The organism is Halomonas organivorans, from assembly GCF_014192055.1.
Lineage (GTDB): Bacteria > Pseudomonadota > Gammaproteobacteria > Pseudomonadales > Halomonadaceae > Halomonas > Halomonas organivorans.
This window is the reverse complement of record NZ_JACHXM010000018.1, coordinates 68,625-85,193: the sequence shown is the minus strand read 5'-3', so window position 1 is coordinate 85,193 and position 16,569 is coordinate 68,625. Positions and strand designations below refer to the sequence as shown.

The 16,569-nt window shown below is 65.8% G+C and carries 18 protein-coding genes; 8 read left to right on the top strand and 10 right to left on the bottom strand.

The window, feature by feature from the left end; translation table 11 throughout:
- Window positions 1–590: TRAP transporter large permease subunit (locus tag FHR96_RS15555; protein WP_183388640.1), on the top strand; the 590-nt coding region annotated here is incomplete at its 5' end.
- 177 nt (window positions 591–767) lie between these two features.
- On the opposite strand, the gene FHR96_RS15550 is transcribed toward FHR96_RS15555, so the two are convergent.
- The 7 genes from FHR96_RS15550 to FHR96_RS15520 form a co-directional block, all read right to left on the bottom strand.
- Window positions 768–1,280 carry a gluconokinase gene (locus FHR96_RS15550; RefSeq protein ID WP_183388639.1) on the bottom strand — a complete coding sequence of 171 codons (513 nt, stop codon included), beginning with the start codon at window positions 1,278–1,280 and terminating at the stop codon, window positions 768–770.
- 113 nt (window positions 1,281–1,393) lie between these two features.
- Window positions 1,394–2,236: a nitrilase-related carbon-nitrogen hydrolase gene (locus FHR96_RS15545; RefSeq protein WP_183388638.1), complete on the bottom strand. Its 843-nt coding sequence runs from the start codon at window positions 2,234–2,236 to the stop codon at window positions 1,394–1,396.
- A gap of 74 nt (window positions 2,237–2,310) precedes the next feature.
- Entirely contained in the window at window positions 2,311–3,615 is a 1,305-nt protein-coding gene (locus FHR96_RS15540) for an MmgE/PrpD family protein (RefSeq protein ID WP_183388637.1), read from the bottom strand.
- A 76-nt stretch (window positions 3,616–3,691) separates the two neighbouring features.
- Window positions 3,692–4,573, bottom strand: a complete 882-nt coding sequence (locus tag FHR96_RS15535) for a glycine betaine ABC transporter substrate-binding protein (RefSeq protein WP_183388636.1) — start codon at window positions 4,571–4,573, stop codon at window positions 3,692–3,694.
- A gap of 84 nt (window positions 4,574–4,657) precedes the next feature.
- Window positions 4,658–5,389, bottom strand: coding sequence for an ABC transporter permease (locus FHR96_RS15530; protein WP_183388635.1), 732 nt, complete (start codon window positions 5,387–5,389; stop codon window positions 4,658–4,660).
- A gap of 4 nt (window positions 5,390–5,393) precedes the next feature.
- On the bottom strand, window positions 5,394–6,554 hold the full coding sequence (locus tag FHR96_RS15525; protein WP_183388634.1) for an ABC transporter ATP-binding protein: 1,161 nt from the start codon (window positions 6,552–6,554) through the stop codon (window positions 5,394–5,396).
- Window positions 6,555–6,598: 44 nt separating this feature from the next.
- Entirely contained in the window at window positions 6,599–7,264 is a 666-nt protein-coding gene (locus tag FHR96_RS15520; protein ID WP_183388633.1) for an ABC transporter permease, read from the bottom strand.
- 481 nt (window positions 7,265–7,745) lie between these two features.
- Between FHR96_RS15520 and FHR96_RS15515 the strand changes: the two genes are divergently transcribed.
- From FHR96_RS15515 to FHR96_RS15485, 7 genes are all read left to right on the top strand, one after another.
- A complete protein-coding gene (locus tag FHR96_RS15515) occupies window positions 7,746–8,207 on the top strand; it encodes an SUF system Fe-S cluster assembly regulator (RefSeq protein ID WP_183388632.1) in 462 nt (153 codons plus the stop codon).
- Between the two features lie 70 nt (window positions 8,208–8,277).
- Complete coding sequence (gene sufB, locus FHR96_RS15510; protein ID WP_183388631.1) at window positions 8,278–9,720, top strand: Fe-S cluster assembly protein SufB; 1,443 nt, start codon at window positions 8,278–8,280, stop codon at window positions 9,718–9,720.
- 105 nt (window positions 9,721–9,825) lie between these two features.
- Window positions 9,826–10,578, top strand: coding sequence for a Fe-S cluster assembly ATPase SufC (sufC, locus tag FHR96_RS15505; protein WP_183388630.1), 753 nt, complete (start codon window positions 9,826–9,828; stop codon window positions 10,576–10,578).
- Window positions 10,575–11,924 carry a Fe-S cluster assembly protein SufD gene (sufD, locus tag FHR96_RS15500; protein WP_183388629.1) on the top strand — a complete coding sequence of 450 codons (1,350 nt, stop codon included), beginning with the start codon at window positions 10,575–10,577 and terminating at the stop codon, window positions 11,922–11,924. The genes sufC and sufD overlap by 4 nt, the downstream gene beginning before the upstream one ends.
- 3 nt (window positions 11,925–11,927) lie before the next feature.
- The gene (locus tag FHR96_RS15495) at window positions 11,928–13,169 is read left to right on the top strand and encodes a cysteine desulfurase (protein WP_281378410.1); all 1,242 of its coding nucleotides are present in this window, start codon (window positions 11,928–11,930) and stop codon (window positions 13,167–13,169) included.
- Between the two features lie 15 nt (window positions 13,170–13,184).
- Complete coding sequence (gene sufT / locus FHR96_RS15490; RefSeq protein WP_183388628.1) at window positions 13,185–13,757, top strand: putative Fe-S cluster assembly protein SufT; 573 nt, start codon at window positions 13,185–13,187, stop codon at window positions 13,755–13,757.
- Window positions 13,758–13,981: 224 nt separating this feature from the next.
- Window positions 13,982–14,737 (top strand): SanA/YdcF family protein, encoded by a 756-nt coding sequence (locus FHR96_RS15485; RefSeq protein WP_183388627.1) that lies wholly within the window; start codon window positions 13,982–13,984, stop codon window positions 14,735–14,737.
- On the opposite strand, the gene FHR96_RS15480 is transcribed toward FHR96_RS15485, so the two are convergent.
- From FHR96_RS15480 to FHR96_RS15470, 3 genes are all read right to left on the bottom strand, one after another.
- Window positions 14,658–15,104, bottom strand: a complete 447-nt coding sequence (locus FHR96_RS15480; RefSeq protein WP_183388626.1) for a hypothetical protein — start codon at window positions 15,102–15,104, stop codon at window positions 14,658–14,660. The genes FHR96_RS15485 and FHR96_RS15480 overlap by 80 nt on opposite strands.
- Before the next feature lie 88 nt (window positions 15,105–15,192).
- Window positions 15,193–16,101, bottom strand: a complete 909-nt coding sequence (gene rimK, locus FHR96_RS15475) for a 30S ribosomal protein S6--L-glutamate ligase (RefSeq protein WP_183388625.1) — start codon at window positions 16,099–16,101, stop codon at window positions 15,193–15,195.
- A gap of 26 nt (window positions 16,102–16,127) precedes the next feature.
- Window positions 16,128–16,565 carry an ATP-dependent zinc protease family protein gene (locus FHR96_RS15470; protein WP_183388624.1) on the bottom strand — a complete coding sequence of 146 codons (438 nt, stop codon included), beginning with the start codon at window positions 16,563–16,565 and terminating at the stop codon, window positions 16,128–16,130.
- Window positions 16,566–16,569 lie beyond the last annotated feature (4 nt).

The window sequence follows — 16,569 nt, the reverse complement described above, 5'->3', positions numbered from 1 at the left end:
GCTCGATCTACGGCGGCGTGGCCTCGGTGACCGAGGCGGCGGCCATGGGCGTGTTCGGCGTGCTGCTGGCGGTGGTCGCCCGCGGCGAGTTCTCGGTCAAGACCCTGCACCAGAGCCTCGGCCAGACGCTGACCACCTGCGGCATGATCATCTGGATCGGCATCGGCGCCGCGGCGCTGGTGGGGGTCTACAACCTGATGGGCGGTAACCGCTTCATCTCGGGCATGATCATGGGCCTCGACGTGGCGCCGATCGTGATCATCCTGGTGATGATGGCGATCCTGCTGGTGCTGGGCATGTTCCTCGACTGGATCGGGGTGGCGATGCTGACGCTGCCGATCTTCGTGCCGATCGTCGAGCAACTGGGCTACAGCCCGATCTGGTTCGGCATCCTGTTCGCGGTGAACATGCAGGTGTCGTTCCTGTCGCCGCCGTTCGGCCCGGCCGCCTTCTACCTCAAGGGCGTGGCGCCGCCCGAGGTCAGCCTGAAGGACATCTTCGTCTCGCTGCTGCCGTTCATCGCCCTGCAGCTGTGCGTGCTGTTCGCGCTGCTGTTCTGGCCGAACCTGGCCATGTGGCTGGTTGGCTGAGCCGAGATAAAATAACGACGCTTTTGGCGAGCCATCGCGCTGATGATGGCTCGCCTTTTTTGTCAGAGTTCGATGAAAACCCTTGGTGCGATATTCGAAGAAGTTATCGCGACATCATGGGAAAAGAAAACGGCGCCATGGCGCCGTTTTTTTTGTAATGGTGTAGAGGAAGGTGGCTCAGGTATCGGTGAGAGAGGCGAGGAAATGCTCGACGATTTTCCGGGGTGGCTGCTGGATGTCGACGCGAATGGCTTCGTCGTCGCCGGGCGCCTCGAGGGTGGCGAGCTGGCTGTCCAGCATGTGGGAGCCGGCGAAGAAGTGGCCGCCCCGAGATTCCAGGCGTTCCAGGAGAACCCGTCGGCTTCCCGACAGATAGAGGATCTTCAGGTCGGGAGCCGCCTGGCGAAGCTGGTCACGGTAGCCGCGCTTGAGCGCCGAGCAGCCGATGATCAGATCGCGTCCCTGGTCGCGGTAGTCGCGGTAGAGGTCAGAAAGGGTCGCCAGCCAGCTGGCGCGGTCATGGTCATCGAGGGGCTCGCCGCGGCTCATCTTGGCGATGTTGTCCGGGCCATGGTGATCGTCACCGTCGATAAAGGTAGCCCCCAGGGCGGCGGCAAGCTGTCGCCCTATATGAGACTTTCCCGATCCGGAAACCCCCATGACGAGAATGCTCTTGGCGGTCGTCTTCATGCGAGAATCTTCCGTGTCATGACATCGAATGGATGCCAGGGATTCTAGCATTTTTTGTCGCCATGGGGAGAAAAAAGGCACCTTGGCAAGGTGCCCATCGTCCTGGAAAACGCCTATCGATAGCCGGCCATCAGTTCGCGCACCAGCGGGGTGTCGGCATCGCGGTGGGTGGGCAGTTCGAAGCGGGCCTTGGCAATGGCGGTGCGCGATAGGATCGCCGTGATCAGGCCCTCCCGGTCCTCGGCCTCGGCGAGCGTCTCGCCACGCGGGCCAAGGATGCGCGAGCCGCCCCAGAAGTGGCTCGCGCCCTCGGGGCCGTAGCGGTTGGCCATGATCACCGGCGTGCCGTAGGTCATGGCGTAGAAGCGCACGTTGAGTGCCCAGTTCTGTTCGTTGGAGAAGTCCTCGCTGACGATGCCCGAAGCCGAGTTGATCGGCGCGCAGAGCACGGTGGGACGTGGCAGCAGGGCGGCGTGCACCAGCGCGGGATTCCACAGGTCAGCGCAGATCAGCTGCGTCGCCGACCAGCCGGGGCGCACCTGAGCGTGGGTGATCTCGCTGCCGTGGGTGAACCACTTGCCTTCCTCGAGGCCGCCGTAGGTGGGCAGGTTGAGCTTGCGGTGCACGGCGACGATCTCGCCGTGCTGGAGGATGGCCAGGGCGTTGTAGTACTCGCCGGGGCTGGCTTCCTCGACGAAGCCGACCACCGCCTGCATCTCGCCGCAGGCCCTGGCCAGCCGTGCCAGTCGCGGGTCCTCGACCGGCATGGCGACACGCATCACGTCGCTGCCCAGACCATATCCGGTCAGCGAGAGCTCGGGGAAGACCAGCAGTTCGACGCCGCGGTCGGCAGCGTCCCGGAGGATCTCGAGGTGGCGCTCGAGATTGGCATCTACCTCGCCCAGCTCGGCGTTGAGCTGGGCGGCGGCGACATGGAGTTCGTCCTGATAGTGCATATCACGTCCTCATGGCAACGGAGAGCGGCGCTAGTGGGTCGGTCGGTGGTGAAGACGCGACCGAGGGAGGTGGTTCAGTCTGCCCCGGCCGGTCCGAGCAGGTCGAGCAGATCGCCGACCGGGCGCGCCTCTAGGGTCAGGATGATCCGCTTCAGCGCCTCGGCGCGTGTGCCGAGGGCCGGTGCGGCCAGGCCGTGATACTTGGCGATCAGCTCATCGTCGGACAGCGGGTTGTGCGGGTTGCCGCGGGCCTCGCAGGGCTCGCTTTCCAGCACTCGGCTGTCTGCCAGGTGCAGCCGTGCCGAGGCCCAGCGCTCGGCGGGGAAGCGGGCATTGAAGGTGTCGCTTTCGTGGATCTCGACCCGGGAGGCCAGGGCACGCAGCGCCGGGTCGTCGAGGGTGGTGACGGCATCGGCATCGAGGGTGCCGTGTGCCAGGGCGCAGGCCACCGACCAGGGCAGGCTGTACTGGGCCTGTTCGGTGCTGGCGGGGTGCATCACGTGTAGCCGCTTGCCTTCGTGGAAGGTCGTGATCTCGATCCGCGAGATCTTCGTCGGGTCGATGATCCGCCCGCGCAGCGACAGCACCGCCTCCACGGCCGGCTGGGCCCAGCGGCACACCGGGTAGGCCTTGAAGTACTGCTCGTGCAGATACCAGCGATGGCCCAGGTCACCCCAGATGCCCGCGACCTCGGGGGCGGTAACGGTCAGCGCCGGAGCCCCGGTGAAGCCGTCACGGGCTAGCAGCGCGGCGGAAATGCCGGTCATCGCGCCCCAGCCGGAGCCGTCCTTGAGCATGGTGGGATGGTCGATGCAGCGCATCATCTGGCTGCGCGGGCCGTAGAACTCGGCGATCCCCAGGGCATGATGGAGTCGTTCTCGATCCAGCCCCATCAGGCGGCTGGCCATGGCCGCCACGCCCAGGGCGTTCCAGGCTCCTGAGGTGTGATAGTCGGGGCTCGTGGCATGCAGGGCGATGCCGGCACGGGTGGCGACCTCGTAGCCCAGCGTCAGCAGAGCCAGAAAGTCGCGGCCCGAGAGCTGCGCGACCTCGGGCAGAGCCAGCAGTCCCGGCAGCAGGGCGACGCCGGCGTGGCCCTTGGTCAGCACCTGGCCGTCGTGGGCGTCAAGGGCATCGATCAGCCAGGCGCCGTGCAAGGCCACCCCGCTGGGCGAGGCCCGGCCGTCGGCGAACAGCAGCGGCCGATTCCCGCCGTGCTGGGTGACGGCGAAGCGTCGGGCATGGTCGGCAAGTTCGGTGCGGGTGGCGCCCGCGGCTACCCCGACGAGGTCCAGCAGGCAGCGCTTGGCCTGGGCTTCGAGGGCGGCGTCGGGCAACGGGTCGGCGTGGAGGATCCAGTCGAGCGGGGCGGTGGTCATGGCAGGCTCGTCGAGGGGGGAGACGGCGAAGGCCGCCCGTGGGCGGCCTTCGGTGCGATGTCGCGGCAGGATCTGCTCAGAGCAGCTCGTTTTCCTCGAGGAAGCGCTTGGCAACGTCCTCGATGGTCTCACGCTCCACGTCGACCTGGGCGTTGAGGGTGGCCATGGTCTGGTCGTCGAGCAGCGCGGACAGTGCGTTCATCTGCTCGGCGAGGTCCGGGTTGGCTTCCAGGGTCTCTTGGCGAACCACCGGGGTCAGGGCATAGGCCGGGAAGAAATTCTGGTCGTCCTCGAGGACCTGGAAGTCGAAGGCCGGGATGCGGCCGTCGGTGGCGAACACCAGGCCCACGTCGACCTGGCCGTCGCGCAGTGCCTGGTAGACCAGGCCGGAATCCATGCGCTTGACGTCGGCGCGGCCGACGCGGAAGTCGTAGGCCTGCTGCAGCGGTCGCCAGCCGTCTTCGCGGGCATAGAACTCGGCGTTCATGGCGAAGCTCAGCTCTTCGCCGTCGTTGACCGCCTGGGCCAGCTTGGAGAGGGAATCGATGCCGGTCTCCTCGACGCTCTCCTCACGCATGGCCAGGGCATAGGTGTTGTTGGCGGCGGACGGCTCCAGCCACACCAGGCCCTTCTCGCCGTCGAGTTCCTTGACCCGCTGATAGGTTTCCTCTGGCGACAGCGACTCGGTGACGTCGTTGTAGTTGATCAGCGAGGTGCCGGTGTACTCCCAGTAGAGGTCGATCTGGCCGTTCTCCTGGGCCTGGCGGAGTACCGCGGAGCCCATGCCGGCACGGGTCTCGACGTCATAGCCGAGCCCCGTCAGGTACTGGGACGTCATGCTGGCCAGTATCTGCTGCTCGGTGAAGTTCTTGCCGCCGACCACGACCTCGTTGGCCTGGGCGGTGGTCATGGCGCCGGCGAGCGCCAGGCCGGAAAGCGTCATCATCAAGCGTTTCATGGTGTTCTCCTTGATCTTGCCAGTGGTGAATCTTGCCGAATGGGACCGCCCACAGGCGGCCGGAAATGCGCAGGTGTTGCCCGTTCAGGCCCGCGACGGGTTGACCCCGCGGGGTACTACCAAAAAGGCGGTGGTCGCCACCACGGCATCGACCACGATCGCCAGCAGGGCAGTGGGAATGGCGCCGGACAGCATCATCACCGGGTCATAGAGGTCGATGCCGGTGAAGATCAGTTCGCCGAGCCCGCCGGCACCGATCAGGAAGGCCAGCGGCACGGTGCCCACGTTGATGGTCAGCGCCGTGCGGATGCCGGCGAAGATCACGTAGAGGGCATTGGGCAGCTCGACGCGCAGCAGGCGCTGGGTCGGCGACATGCCGATTCCCGCGGCGGCTTCCATCAGCGCCGGGTTGACGCCCTTGAGGCCGGCATAGGTGTTGCGGGTGATCGGCAGCAGGGTGGCCACGAACAGCCCGAATACCGCCGGCACGGTGCCGATGCCCAGGAAGCTCATCGACAGCGCCAGCACCGCCAGGGTGGGAATGGTGGTGCCGACGTTGAGGACCTGCATCGCCGATTCGGCGACTCGGGCCATGCTGGGACGCGACAGCACGACCCCCAGGGGAATCGCCACCACAATGGCCAGGCCCCCTGAAATGGCGGTCAGCCACAGGTGCTGGACGGCCAGGAACTGGACATCGGGCAGGTAGAAGATGAAGTCGTCGATGACCCCGCTGGACTGGCTCCACACGCCGACGAAGAAGATGGCGATGAGCAGCGCAATGCGCAGGGCCCCCTTCAGGCTCTGGATCGGCATCGGCTTACTCCTTGGTGGCCGGGTCGGCAGTCGCGGGTGCTTGCTCCTTGGGACGGAACCGCGAGCCCAGGTGGTGGGTCATGGCGCGCTGGGTGATCTGGCCGCAGACGCGGCCGGTCTCGTCCACGCAGGGCAGCCAGGTGATGTCGTTGGAGAACATCAGCGAGGCCACCTTGCGCAGGTCGTCGTCCAGCGACACCGTGGCCGGCACGTTCTGGAAGTGGTCGCGGCAGTAGCCCTTGGTGGTGCGCGCCTGGGAGCGGGTGATCAGCCCCACCGGCTGGCGACGGTCGTTCACCACCAGGATGGCGTTCTGGTAGCCGAAGTCGTCGATTCGTGCCAGGGCGGTCTCCAGGGTGTCGCCGGGGGACACGGTGCCGATCTCGTCGGAGACCACGTCACGCACCTTGACCAGGTTGAGGCGCTTCAGCGCCCGGTCCTCGCCGAGAAAGGACTCGACGAAGTCGTCCTTGGGGTTGGCCAGCAGCTCGTCTGGCGTGGAGTACTGCTCCAGACGGCCGGCGCGAAAGATGGCGACGCGGTCGCCCATCTTGATCGCCTCGTCGATGTCGTGACTGACGAACATGATGGTCTTGTTGAGCTCCTGCTGCATCTTGAGGAACTCGTCCTGGATCACCGCGCGGTTGATCGGATCGATGGCGCCGAACGGTTCGTCCATCAGCATCACCGGCGGGTCGGCGGCCAGCGCCCGGGCCACGCCGATGCGCTGCTGCTGGCCGCCGGAGAGCTCGTTGGGGTAGCGCTTGAGAAAGGCATCCGGGTCCAGCGCGATCATGTCCATCAGCTCCCGGGCGCGGGCCTTGTACTTGGCCTTGTCCCAGCCCAGCAGTTTGGGCACCACCACGATGTTTTCCTCGATGGTCATGTTGGGGAACAGGCCGATCTGCTGAATCACGTAGCCGATGTTGCGGCGCAGTTCCTGAGTGTTCAGGTCGGTGGTGTCCTCGCCGTTGATGAACACCTTGCCTGAAGTGGGGCGGATGATGCGGTTGATCATCTTCAGGGTGGTGGTCTTGCCGCAGCCGGAGGGCCCCAGGAGGATGCAGATCTCGCCGGCGGGCACGTCCATGTTGATGTGGTCGGCGGCGGTGACCGCCCCCTTGGGGGTGTCGAAGACCTTGGTCAGGTTGTCCAATCGAATCATTCAGCGGAGTCCTTGTTGGTGAGGCGGGGCGGCGAGGTGCGGCATCAGGCCGTCTCGGCGGCGCGCTCCATGCCCAGGGGCGTCAGGCGCTTCTGCAGTGCCAGCAGGCCGTAGTCGACGATGATCGCCAGCAGGCTGACCGCCACGGCACCGACGATCAGCTGGCGGGGATCGGACTGCGAGATGCCGCGGCTGATGAAGGTGCCGAGCCCGCCGGCGCCGATGTAGGCGGCGATGGCCATCACCCCGATGTTGAGCACTACCGCGGTGCGCACCCCGGCCATGATTACCGGCACCGCCAGCGGGATTTCCACCATGCGCAGGCGCTGGTTCTGGCTCATGCCGATGCCGCGGGCCGCCTCGCGCAGGGCCGGGTCCACGTTGTTGATGGCGGTGTAGGTGTTGCGGATGATCGGCAGCTGAGAGTAGAGCAGCACGGCGATGACCGCCGGCAGGTAGCCGATGCCATGGCCGATCAGCGACAGCACCGGAATCATGATCCCGAACAGCGCGATGGACGGCACCGTGACGATGATCGAGGCCACGTAAAGCACGGTCTTGGCCAGGCGCTCGTTCTTGGTGATGGCGATGCCGATGGGCACGCCGGTGAGGGTGGCGATCCCTACGGCCACCCCGACCAGGGCAATGTGCTCGAGCGTTCGCGAGAGCAGCAGGTCGAGGTTGTCCAGGGCGTACTGAAAGAGCTCCAAGTCCCTATCTCCTAATCGTTTCCATGCCGAAGAAGCATAGCCGTCGGCGGGCGTTGACGACGTAGTACCGATGATGTCGTGAGCGTGAGGCAGGCGCTCGTCATGGGGTCGTAGCTTAGCAAAGCGTTGTTTTTGCGTGGATGACGATACGCAATGGTGGGAATTGCGAGCCGTGATGCATGGGGTTCAGCTTCGGGCTTCGGGCTTCGGGCTTCGGGCTTGGGGCTTGGGGCTTGGGGCTTGGGGCTTCGGGCTTCGGGCTTCGGGCTTCGGGCGACGGGCGACGGGCGACGGGCGATGGGGTGAAGTGATTGTGTTTTAGAATGAGAACGATTGTCGTTTTTGATGGTAATGGCATCGAACGTGTCGCCAAGTGTCGCTCTCGGGCAGGAAAGCGCCTGGTCGAGGGTTCACATCGGCGCCATACAGGACTAAAATGGTCCGCAATCGATCAACAGGGGTGTTTCCGGGGAGGTTCGCCTTGCTGAAGCTTTCCAGACTGACCGACTACGCGGCGGTGGTGATGGCGCAGATCGCCCGTCATCCCGAGCAGCCGCATGCGGCGGCGGAACTCGCCGAGGCGGTTCAGGTGCCGCATCCGACGGTCAGCAAGACGCTGAAGATGCTGGTGCGTGCGGGGCTGCTGGAGTCTCGCCGCGGTGCCCAGGGGGGCTATTCCCTGGCGCGGCCGGCGTCGCATATCACCGCCAGCGACATCATCGCCGCCATCGAGGGGCCGGTGGCGATGACCGAGTGCAGTCAGGCCGAGGGCGACTGCGAGCTGGTGGCCACCTGCGGCGTCTCCGACAACTGGCAGCGGGTATCGCTGGCGGTGCGGGCCCTGCTCGACAGCGTGACCCTGGCCCACCTGGCCGACACCACCCCGATCAAGCTGCCGGTGCAGCTGCCCATTCAGAGCGTGAGTCTGGCCGCCGAGGCCTGATCACCCGCGGATTCTTTACCCGAGGCGAGCTCTGCTCGCCGACCCAACCAGCCCGGGAGGGGACAACATCATGGCAAGTCAGGAAATGGAACAGCTTGTCCGTCGCGAATACAAGGAAGGCTTCGTGACCGACATCGAGAGCGATACGGTACCGCCGGGCCTGGACGAGAACACCATCGCCTTCATCTCGAAGAAGAAAGGCGAGCCCGAGTGGATGCTGGAGTGGCGCCTGAAGGCCTACCACCAGTGGCTGAAGATGACGCCCCCCTCCTGGGCGCACCTGGACTACCCGCCGATCGACTATCAGGCGATCTCCTACTACAGCGCCCCCAAGCGCGACGAGGACAAGCCCCAGAGCCTTGATGAGGTCGATCCCAAGCTGCTCGAGACCTACGAGAAGCTGGGCATCCCGCTTCACGAGCGGGCGGCGCTGGCCGGGGTCGCGGTGGACGCGGTCTTCGATTCCGTCTCGGTGACCACCACCTTCAAGGACAAGCTGCACGAGGCGGGCGTGATCTTCTGCTCGATCTCCGAGGCGATCCGCGACTACCCGGAGCTGGTCAAGCAGTACCTGGGCAGCGTGGTGCCCCAGGGCGACAACTACTTCGCGGCACTCAACTCTGCGGTGTTCACCGACGGTTCCTTCGTGTTCGTGCCGGAAGGCGTGACCTGCCCCATGGAGCTGTCCACCTACTTCCGCATCAACGCCGCCAACACCGGCCAGTTCGAGCGCACCCTGATCGTCTGCGAGAGCCGTGCCCAGGTCTCCTATCTGGAGGGCTGCACCGCGCCCCAGCGTGATGAGAACCAGCTGCATGCCGCGGTGGTCGAGCTGGTGGCACTCGAAGACGCCTCGATCAAGTACTCCACGGTGCAGAACTGGTATCCGGGCGACGAGGATGGCAAGGGGGGCATCTACAACTTCGTCACCAAGCGCGGCGACTGCCGCGGCGACCGCTCCCACATCAGCTGGACCCAGGTCGAGACCGGCTCCGCCATCACCTGGAAGTACCCGTCCTGCATGCTGCGGGGCAAGGACAGCGTGGGCGAGTTCTACTCGGTGGCGGTGACCAACGGTCGCCAGCAGGCCGATACCGGCACCAAGATGATCCACATCGGCGAGGGCTCGCGCTCGACGATCGTCTCCAAGGGGATCTCCGCCGGCCGCTCCGACCAGTCCTACCGGGGCCTGGTCAAGGTGGGGCCGCGCGCGCGCAACGCCCGCAACTACACCCAGTGCGACTCGCTGCTGATCGGCGACACCTGCGGGGCCCATACCTTCCCCTACCAGGAGATCCGCAACAGCTCGGCTACCGTGGAACACGAGGCGACCACCTCCAAGATCGGCGAGGACCAGCTGTTCTACTGCCAGAGCCGCGGCATCGCCGAGGAGGACGCGGTGAACATGATCGTCAACGGCTTCTGCAAGGACGTCTTCCAGGAGCTGCCGATGGAGTTCGCGGTGGAGGCCGAGGCGCTGCTGAACGTCACCCTCGAAGGGGCGGTCGGTTAAGCCTTTCATCCTGCGTGTCGTTCTCGTGTTTCTCCGGATTCGCGAAAAGGTCAAAACATTCAAGGAGTCGCGCCGGCGGCTCATCACGAATCAAGGGTAGTCAAGATGCTCGAAGTCAAGGATCTGCACGTCACGGTCGAGGGTTCCGAGATCCTCAAGGGCCTCAACCTGACCATCGGCGCCGGCGAGGTGCACGCCATCATGGGCCCCAACGGGGCCGGCAAGTCGACCCTGTCGGCGGTGATCGCCGGCAAGGACGGCTATGAGGTCACCCAGGGTACGATCACCTTCGAGGGGCAGGACGTGCTCGAGATGGAGATCGAGGAGCGCGCCCGTGCCGGGCTGCTGCTGGGCTTCCAGTACCCGGTCGAGATTCCCGGGGTGAAGAACATCTACCTGCTCAAGGCCGCGCTCAACGCCAAGCGCGAGGCCGAGGGGTTGGGCGAGATCCCGGCGCCCGAGTTCATGAAGCTGATCAAGGAGAAGATCGCCTTCATGAAGATGGACGCCAGCTTCCTGCAGCGCGCCGTCAACGAGGGCTTCTCCGGCGGCGAGAAGAAGCGTAACGAGATCCTGCAGATGCTGGTGCTCCAGCCGAAGCTGGCCATGCTCGACGAGATCGACTCCGGCCTCGACATCGACGCCATGAAGGTGGTCGCCGAGGGCGTCAACTCGCTGCGTGCCGAGGATCGCGGCATCCTGCTGGTGACCCACTACCAGCGCCTGCTCGACTACATCGTGCCCGACCGGGTGCACGTGCTGGTCGACGGCCGCATCGTCAAGAGCGGCGACGCCGAGCTGGCACGTGAACTCGAGGACCGCGGCTACGACTGGCTGCTGGAGGGCTCCGCGGCATGAATGACGACGTGCAACGCTTCCTCGACCGTCTGGCCGAGCGCAATGCCGCCCGTGGCGCCGAGCCGACCTGGATCGCCGCCCGGCGGCAGGCCGGCGCCGCCCGCTTCGAGGCGCTGGGCTTCCCGCACCGGCGTATCGAGGAATGGAAGTACACCGACGTGCGCGACATCGCCGCCAACGACTTCGCCCTGGCGGATAGCGCGGAATTTTCACCGGCCGCGGCGGCGGCGCTGACCCTGCCCATCGAGGCTCATCGGCTGACCTTCGTCGACGGCGTGTTCGCTCCCGCGCTGTCGGACCTCGGCGAGCTGCCCGCGGGGGTGCAGGTCGTGCCGCTGTCGAAGGCTCTGGAGGAGAACCACGAGGCCGTGGGTGGCCCGCTGGGTCGTCTCACCGGCGTCGAGTTCTCGCCCTTCGCCGCCCTCAACACCGCCTTCTTCGAGGAAGGGGCCCTGGTCCGGCTGGCGCCTCGCACGGTGGTGGAGAAGCCCATCGTGCTGCAATTCCTGTCCCGGGCCGGCGAGCGCGAGGTGATGAGTCATCCGCGCATCCTGGTCGAGGCCGGCGGACGCAGCCAGGCCACCCTGATCGAGCACCACGTAGGCGAGGAGGGCGCCGCCAACTTCACCAACCTGGTGGAGGAGATCATCCTCGATCGCGGCGCCATCCTGACCCACTACAAGCTGCAGGAGGCGCCGCTCAAGGATCGCCATGTGGCCAGCATCCAGGTGGAGCAGGCCCGCGATAGCCGCTATACCTCGTTCAACCTCAACCTGGGCGGCGGCCTGGTGCGCAACGACCTGGTCAGCGACCTCAACGGCGAGGGCGCCGAGGCGACCTTCCATGGCCTGTTCTACGGCCAGGGCCGCCAGCACGTGGATAACCACACCCTGGTCAACCACAACGCACCCCACACCCGTTCCAGCGAGAACTACAAGGGCATCCTCGACGACCGGGCCCATGGCGTGTTCAACGGCCGGGTGGTGGTCAAGCGCGACAGCCAGAAGATCGAGTCCGAGCAGAGCAACGCCAACCTGCTGCTCTCCGACCGCGCCGAAGTCGACACCAAGCCCGAACTCGAGATCTACGCTGACGACGTCAAGTGCGCCCACGGGGCCACCACCGGCCAGCTCGACGCGGAAGCGGTCTATGCGCTTCGTGCCCGCGGCATCGACGAGCAGACCGCCCGCGGGCTGCTGACCCTGGCCTTCGCCGGTGAGGTGATGGAGCTGGTCGATCTCGACGCCGTGGCCGAGCGGGTCGAGCTGACCGTGGCCGGCAAGCTGCCGGAACGCTTCAACCTGGCGGGGCTGGTGGAGACCGCCGCCGCCTTCAGCGAGGACTGATCCATGGTCGACTTCAGCGATCTGCTGCTGGACGTAGCCCGGGTCCGCCGCGACTTCCCGATCCTCGATCGGGAGGTTCATGGCAAGCCGCTGGTCTATCTCGACAACGCGGCGACCAGCCAGACCCCGAGCCAGGTGATCGAGGTCTTCGAGGACTACTACGAGCGCTACAACGCCAACATTCATCGCGGCCTGCACACCCTGGCCGACGAGGCGACTGCGGCCTACGAGGGCACTCGCGAGACGGTGCGCGCTTTCCTGGGCGCCGCCGAGACCCGTGAGATCGTCTTCACTCGCGGTACCACCGAGGCCATCAACCTGGTGGCGGGCAGCTGGGGGCGCGCCAACCTGGGCGAGGGCGACGAGGTGCTGATCTCGCGCCTCGAGCACCATTCCAACATCGTGCCCTGGCAGCTGCTGTCCGCCGAAAAGGGTTTCACCCTCAAGGTGATCCCGGTGGACGAGCGTGGCGTGCTCGACCAGGCGGCCTACCGCGACCTGATCTCCGAGCGCACCCGGCTGGTGGCGGTCAACCACGTCTCCAATGCCCTTGGCACCGTCAATCCGGTGGCCGACATGGCGAAGGTGGCCCACCAGCACGGTGCGCTGATCCTGGTCGACGGCGCCCAGGGCGCGCCCCACCAGCAAGTCGACGTGCGTGAACTCGACGTCGACTTCTATGCCTTCTCCGGTCACAAGGTCTACGGGCCCACCGGGGTCGGCGTGCTCTACGGTCGCGCCGAGCTGCTCGAGGCCATGCCGCCCTGGCAGGGCGGCGGCGAGATGATCGCCACGGTGTCCTTCGACGCGCCGACCACCTTTGCCGGTATTCCCCACAAGTTCGAGGCCGGTACCCCGGCCATCGCCGAAGTCATCGCCCTGGGGCGGGCGCTTCAGTGGGTCGGCGAGATCGGCCTGCCGTTGATCGGCGCCTGGGAGCAGCGACTGCTCCAGCATGCCACCGAGAGCGTGTCACGCATCGATGGGCTGCGCCTGATCGGCACCGCGCCGGACAAGGCCGGCGTGCTGTCCTTCGTCGTCGAGGGGGCGCACGCCCAGGACATCGGCCTGCTGATCGACCAGCTCGGCGTGGCGATCCGCACCGGCCATCACTGCGCCCAGCCGCTGCTGGCGTCGTTCGGAGTGGATGCCACCTGTCGTGCCTCCTTCGCCGCCTACAACACCCCCGAGGAGGTCGACGTCTTCGTCGACGGGCTGGAGCGGGTCGTGGGCATGCTGCGCTGAGCCAAAGGGAGACACATGAGCGATACCGATCCATTGGCAGCGTTGAGCAAGGGGCAGGTCCTGCCCCTGCAGCGTGACGTCGAGGTCATCTCCATCCCCTTCGGCAAGACGGTGACGCTTGACGAGGACAGCGAGATCAGCGTGATGCAGGCCAAGGGCAACTCGGTCAGCGTGGGGCATGAGGGACGGCTCTACCTGATCGAGGGCAGCAACCTGGATGCCTTGGGGCTCGAGGCCCTGCCGCGGCCGACCCTGCCCGAGGATGCCTCCGAGGAGCAGATCGAGCGATTCGTCTGGGATCAGCTGCGCACCTGCTTCGATCCCGAGATCCCGGTCGATATCGTCGAGCTCGGCCTGGTCTACGGCTGCCGCATCGAGCGGCTGATCACCGGAGAGCGCATCGTCACCATCCGCATGACGCTGACCGCGCCGGGGTGCGGCATGGGCGACGTCATCGCCGCCGATGCCCGCCACAAGATTCTTGGTGCCCCGCAGATCAGCCAGGTGCACACCGAGATCGTCTTCGACCCGCCCTGGAGCCGTGAGATGATGAGCGATGAAGCAAAGCTCGAGCTCGGCATGTTTTAACCGCAACATTTCACCACAATGCGATTCATGGCGGTGCTCGACGCCCCATCGGGAATGAGGAAGTGCGTAGGTTCTGCGGGAACGAACCAAGCCATTCCGGCCGCCGAGGTGTCGAAGCCTCGGATCTTCGTCATCTTCATCGGTCCACGCGGCGCCGGCAACGGCCGGCCACTCGACGCTCGCGGCATGAATCGTCGCTATGGTAAGCCAATCAGGAAAGGCGGATGCCCATCTTATTGTGGAAAGGTGTCAGGGGACTGCTGATGTCGCTGGGGGCGCTCGCGCTCCTGGCGATTTTACTGTTCGTGGGGGCCAACCTGTGGATGCTGTCCGAGACGCGAGAGCGGATCGACGCGCAGCCTGGCCAATGTGGTCCGGAGCGGGTCGGCATCGTGTTCGGTACTTCCCATTGGACGCGCAGCGGTGAGCGCAACCCGCACTTCGAGGGGCGCATGCAGGCGGCAGCGCGGCTTTACCGGCAGGGGCGGGTGATGCACCTGCTGCTCTCCGGTGACAACAGCACCCGCTACTACAACGAACCGGTGACCATGTGGCGGGACCTGCGCAAGCGGGAGGTGCCCGACGCCGCCATGACCCTGGACTACGCCGGCTTCAGCACCTTCGACACCCTGTCTCGGGCCCGGGACGTGTTCGCGGTGGATCGGGCGCTGTTGATCACCCAGTCCTGGCATCTGCCGCGGGCGCTGTTCATCGCCGAGGCGCTGGGCCTCGAGGCGCGTGGCTGCGCGGCACCGGAGCGTCCCTCCGAAGGCGTGTTATGGCTGAGGGCGCGGGAATGGGTCGCTCGGGTGGCGACCCTGGGGGATCTCTATGTCTGGGGGCGCGAGCCCCATTTCCTGGGACCCGAAGAGCCGCTGCAGGTCGTGCCTCAGGATGCGCTCAGCGCTTCTGATGCTTCTTCTGCTGACGATAGAGTTCACGAATCAGCGACCGACAGTGCTTCCAGCACTCCTCGATGACCGGTTCGATGGGGTCGGGCAGCGGGTGGGTGAACAGGGTCGATAGCGCCTGCATCAGCACCCGCTCCTGTTCCAGCAGTTCATTGATCAGCACCTGGCTGTCGTCGCCGACGAAGCTCTTCAGGCGGCTCCAGAGCCACATGTAGTCGTCGCGCTCGACATCGGCATCGCGGGGGAGAAGGTCGAGGTGCTTGCGGGCCAGCTCCTGTAGCCGGCGCATCGATGACTTGCGGGTCTCGAAATAGGGCTGCAGGGCCTGACGCAGGCTTGGCCTCAGGCGCTCATGGTTATCCTGGAAATAGTCGATGCTGTCGGCCAGCGCCTCGAGGACGCTGTCCATCGCCACCTGGCGATTATCGAGAAACATGGGCGGTCACCTCCTCCGGTGACGCAGATTGTGGGGGTGTCGCCGGCCTTTTGCCACCCCCCACGACCAATTTATTGTGCGATGCGGCTTAGCCTTTAGGCTTGGGTGGCGCCTTGCGACGGGGAACTGAACTCTTTTCCAGGTGTTCGATGATCAGTCCGGCGATGTCCTTGCCGGTGGCGGTCTCGATTCCCTGCAGGCCGGGTGAGGAATTCACCTCCATGATCACGGGCCCATGGTTGGAGCGCAGAAGGTCGACGCCGGCGACCCTCAGGCCCATGGCCTTGGCGGCGCGGATCGCCGTGGAGCGTTCCTCCGGAGTGATGCGGATCACGCTGGCGCTGCCGCCACGATGCAGGTTGGAGCGAAACTCGCCTTCGGCGGCCTGGCGCTTCATCGAGGCCACGACCTTGTCGCCGATCACCAGGCAGCGGATGTCGGCGCCCTTGGCCTCCTTGATGTACTCCTGGACCATGATGTTGGCCTTCATGCCCATGAAGGCCTGGATCACCGACTCGGCGGCCTGGTTGGTCTCGGCCAGCACGACGCCGATGCCCTGGGTGCCCTCGAGCAGCTTGATCACCAGAGGGGCCCCTCGGACCATGGTGATCAGGTCGGGAATGTCGTCCGGCGAGTGGGCGAAGCCGGTCACAGGCAGGCCGATGCCCTTGCGCGACAGCAACTGCAGCGAACGCAGCTTGTCCCGCGAGCGGGTGATGGCCACGCTGTCGTTGAGTACTGGCGTCCCCATCATCTCGAACTGGCGCAGCACGGCACAGCCATAGAAGGTGATCGAGGCGCCAATGCGGGGGATCACGGCGTCGAACGGCTCGAGCTCCGCGCCCTTGTAATGGATCGAGGGATGATGCGAGGCGATGCTCATGTAGCAGCGCAGGGTATCGACCACTCGCGTGGTGTGTCCCCTTTGCTCGGCGGCCTCGATCAGCCGGCGAGTGGAATAGAGCTTGCGATTGCGAGACAGCAGCGCGATATGCATGAGGCCTCCGTTGCCAATGGCCAGTATCAGGGTTCGCCGTGCAGGAAGCCGGCGCCGGGCGCCACCAGCAGCCGACGCAGGGCGCGCCGCCCGAGCAGCATGGGGTGGCGCATGTTGCGGCGGTCGGTGAGCGTCAGCTCGACCAGGAATTCCAGTTCACCGAGTTGCATGGGCGTGCGAATCACATAGCGCCATTCGGCCTGGCCGTTGGAACTGGTGACTCGGCGTCGATCGTGGAGGTGCACCCGGAACACGTGGGGCGGGCTGGTCGGCCCGCCGCCGCGGGTGGTGAAACTCACCCACAGGTGGCCGTCCTCCTCGTAGGACTCGATGTCCTCGGCGTGCAGCGCCGAGGTGCGCGCACCGGTGTCGGCCTTGGCGCACAGTGTCAGGCCGAGTTCCGGCAATGTCACCATCTCGCGGCGGCCGATCACCGCCTTGGCCTGATAGGGCAGCTCCTTCATTGAC

Bases quoted from the DNA above. Each gene is read 5' to 3' on its own strand.
- FHR96_RS15530 (WP_183388635.1), bottom strand. From the start codon at position 5,389: ATGCCGATCCAGAGCCTGAAGGGGGCCCTGCGCATTGCGCTGCTCATC.
- sufB (WP_183388631.1), top strand. From the start codon at position 8,278: ATGGCAAGTCAGGAAATGGAACAGCTTGTCCGTCGCGAATACAAGGAA.
- FHR96_RS15540 (WP_183388637.1), bottom strand. From the start codon at position 3,615: ATGACCACCGCCCCGCTCGACTGGATCCTCCACGCCGACCCGTTGCCC.
- FHR96_RS15480 (WP_183388626.1), bottom strand. From the start codon at position 15,104: ATGTTTCTCGATAATCGCCAGGTGGCGATGGACAGCGTCCTCGAGGCG.
- FHR96_RS15550 (WP_183388639.1), bottom strand. From the start codon at position 1,280: ATGAAGACGACCGCCAAGAGCATTCTCGTCATGGGGGTTTCCGGATCG.
- sufC (WP_183388630.1), top strand. From the start codon at position 9,826: ATGCTCGAAGTCAAGGATCTGCACGTCACGGTCGAGGGTTCCGAGATC.
- FHR96_RS15470 (WP_183388624.1), bottom strand. From the start codon at position 16,565: ATGAAGGAGCTGCCCTATCAGGCCAAGGCGGTGATCGGCCGCCGCGAG.
- sufT (WP_183388628.1), top strand. From the start codon at position 13,185: ATGAGCGATACCGATCCATTGGCAGCGTTGAGCAAGGGGCAGGTCCTG.
- FHR96_RS15485 (WP_183388627.1), top strand. From the start codon at position 13,982: ATGCCCATCTTATTGTGGAAAGGTGTCAGGGGACTGCTGATGTCGCTG.
- FHR96_RS15535 (WP_183388636.1), bottom strand. From the start codon at position 4,573: ATGAAACGCTTGATGATGACGCTTTCCGGCCTGGCGCTCGCCGGCGCC.
- rimK (WP_183388625.1), bottom strand. From the start codon at position 16,101: ATGCATATCGCGCTGCTGTCTCGCAATCGCAAGCTCTATTCCACTCGC.
- FHR96_RS15545 (WP_183388638.1), bottom strand. From the start codon at position 2,236: ATGCACTATCAGGACGAACTCCATGTCGCCGCCGCCCAGCTCAACGCC.
- sufD (WP_183388629.1), top strand. From the start codon at position 10,575: ATGAATGACGACGTGCAACGCTTCCTCGACCGTCTGGCCGAGCGCAAT.
- FHR96_RS15525 (WP_183388634.1), bottom strand. From the start codon at position 6,554: ATGATTCGATTGGACAACCTGACCAAGGTCTTCGACACCCCCAAGGGG.
- FHR96_RS15495 (WP_281378410.1), top strand. From the start codon at position 11,928: ATGGTCGACTTCAGCGATCTGCTGCTGGACGTAGCCCGGGTCCGCCGC.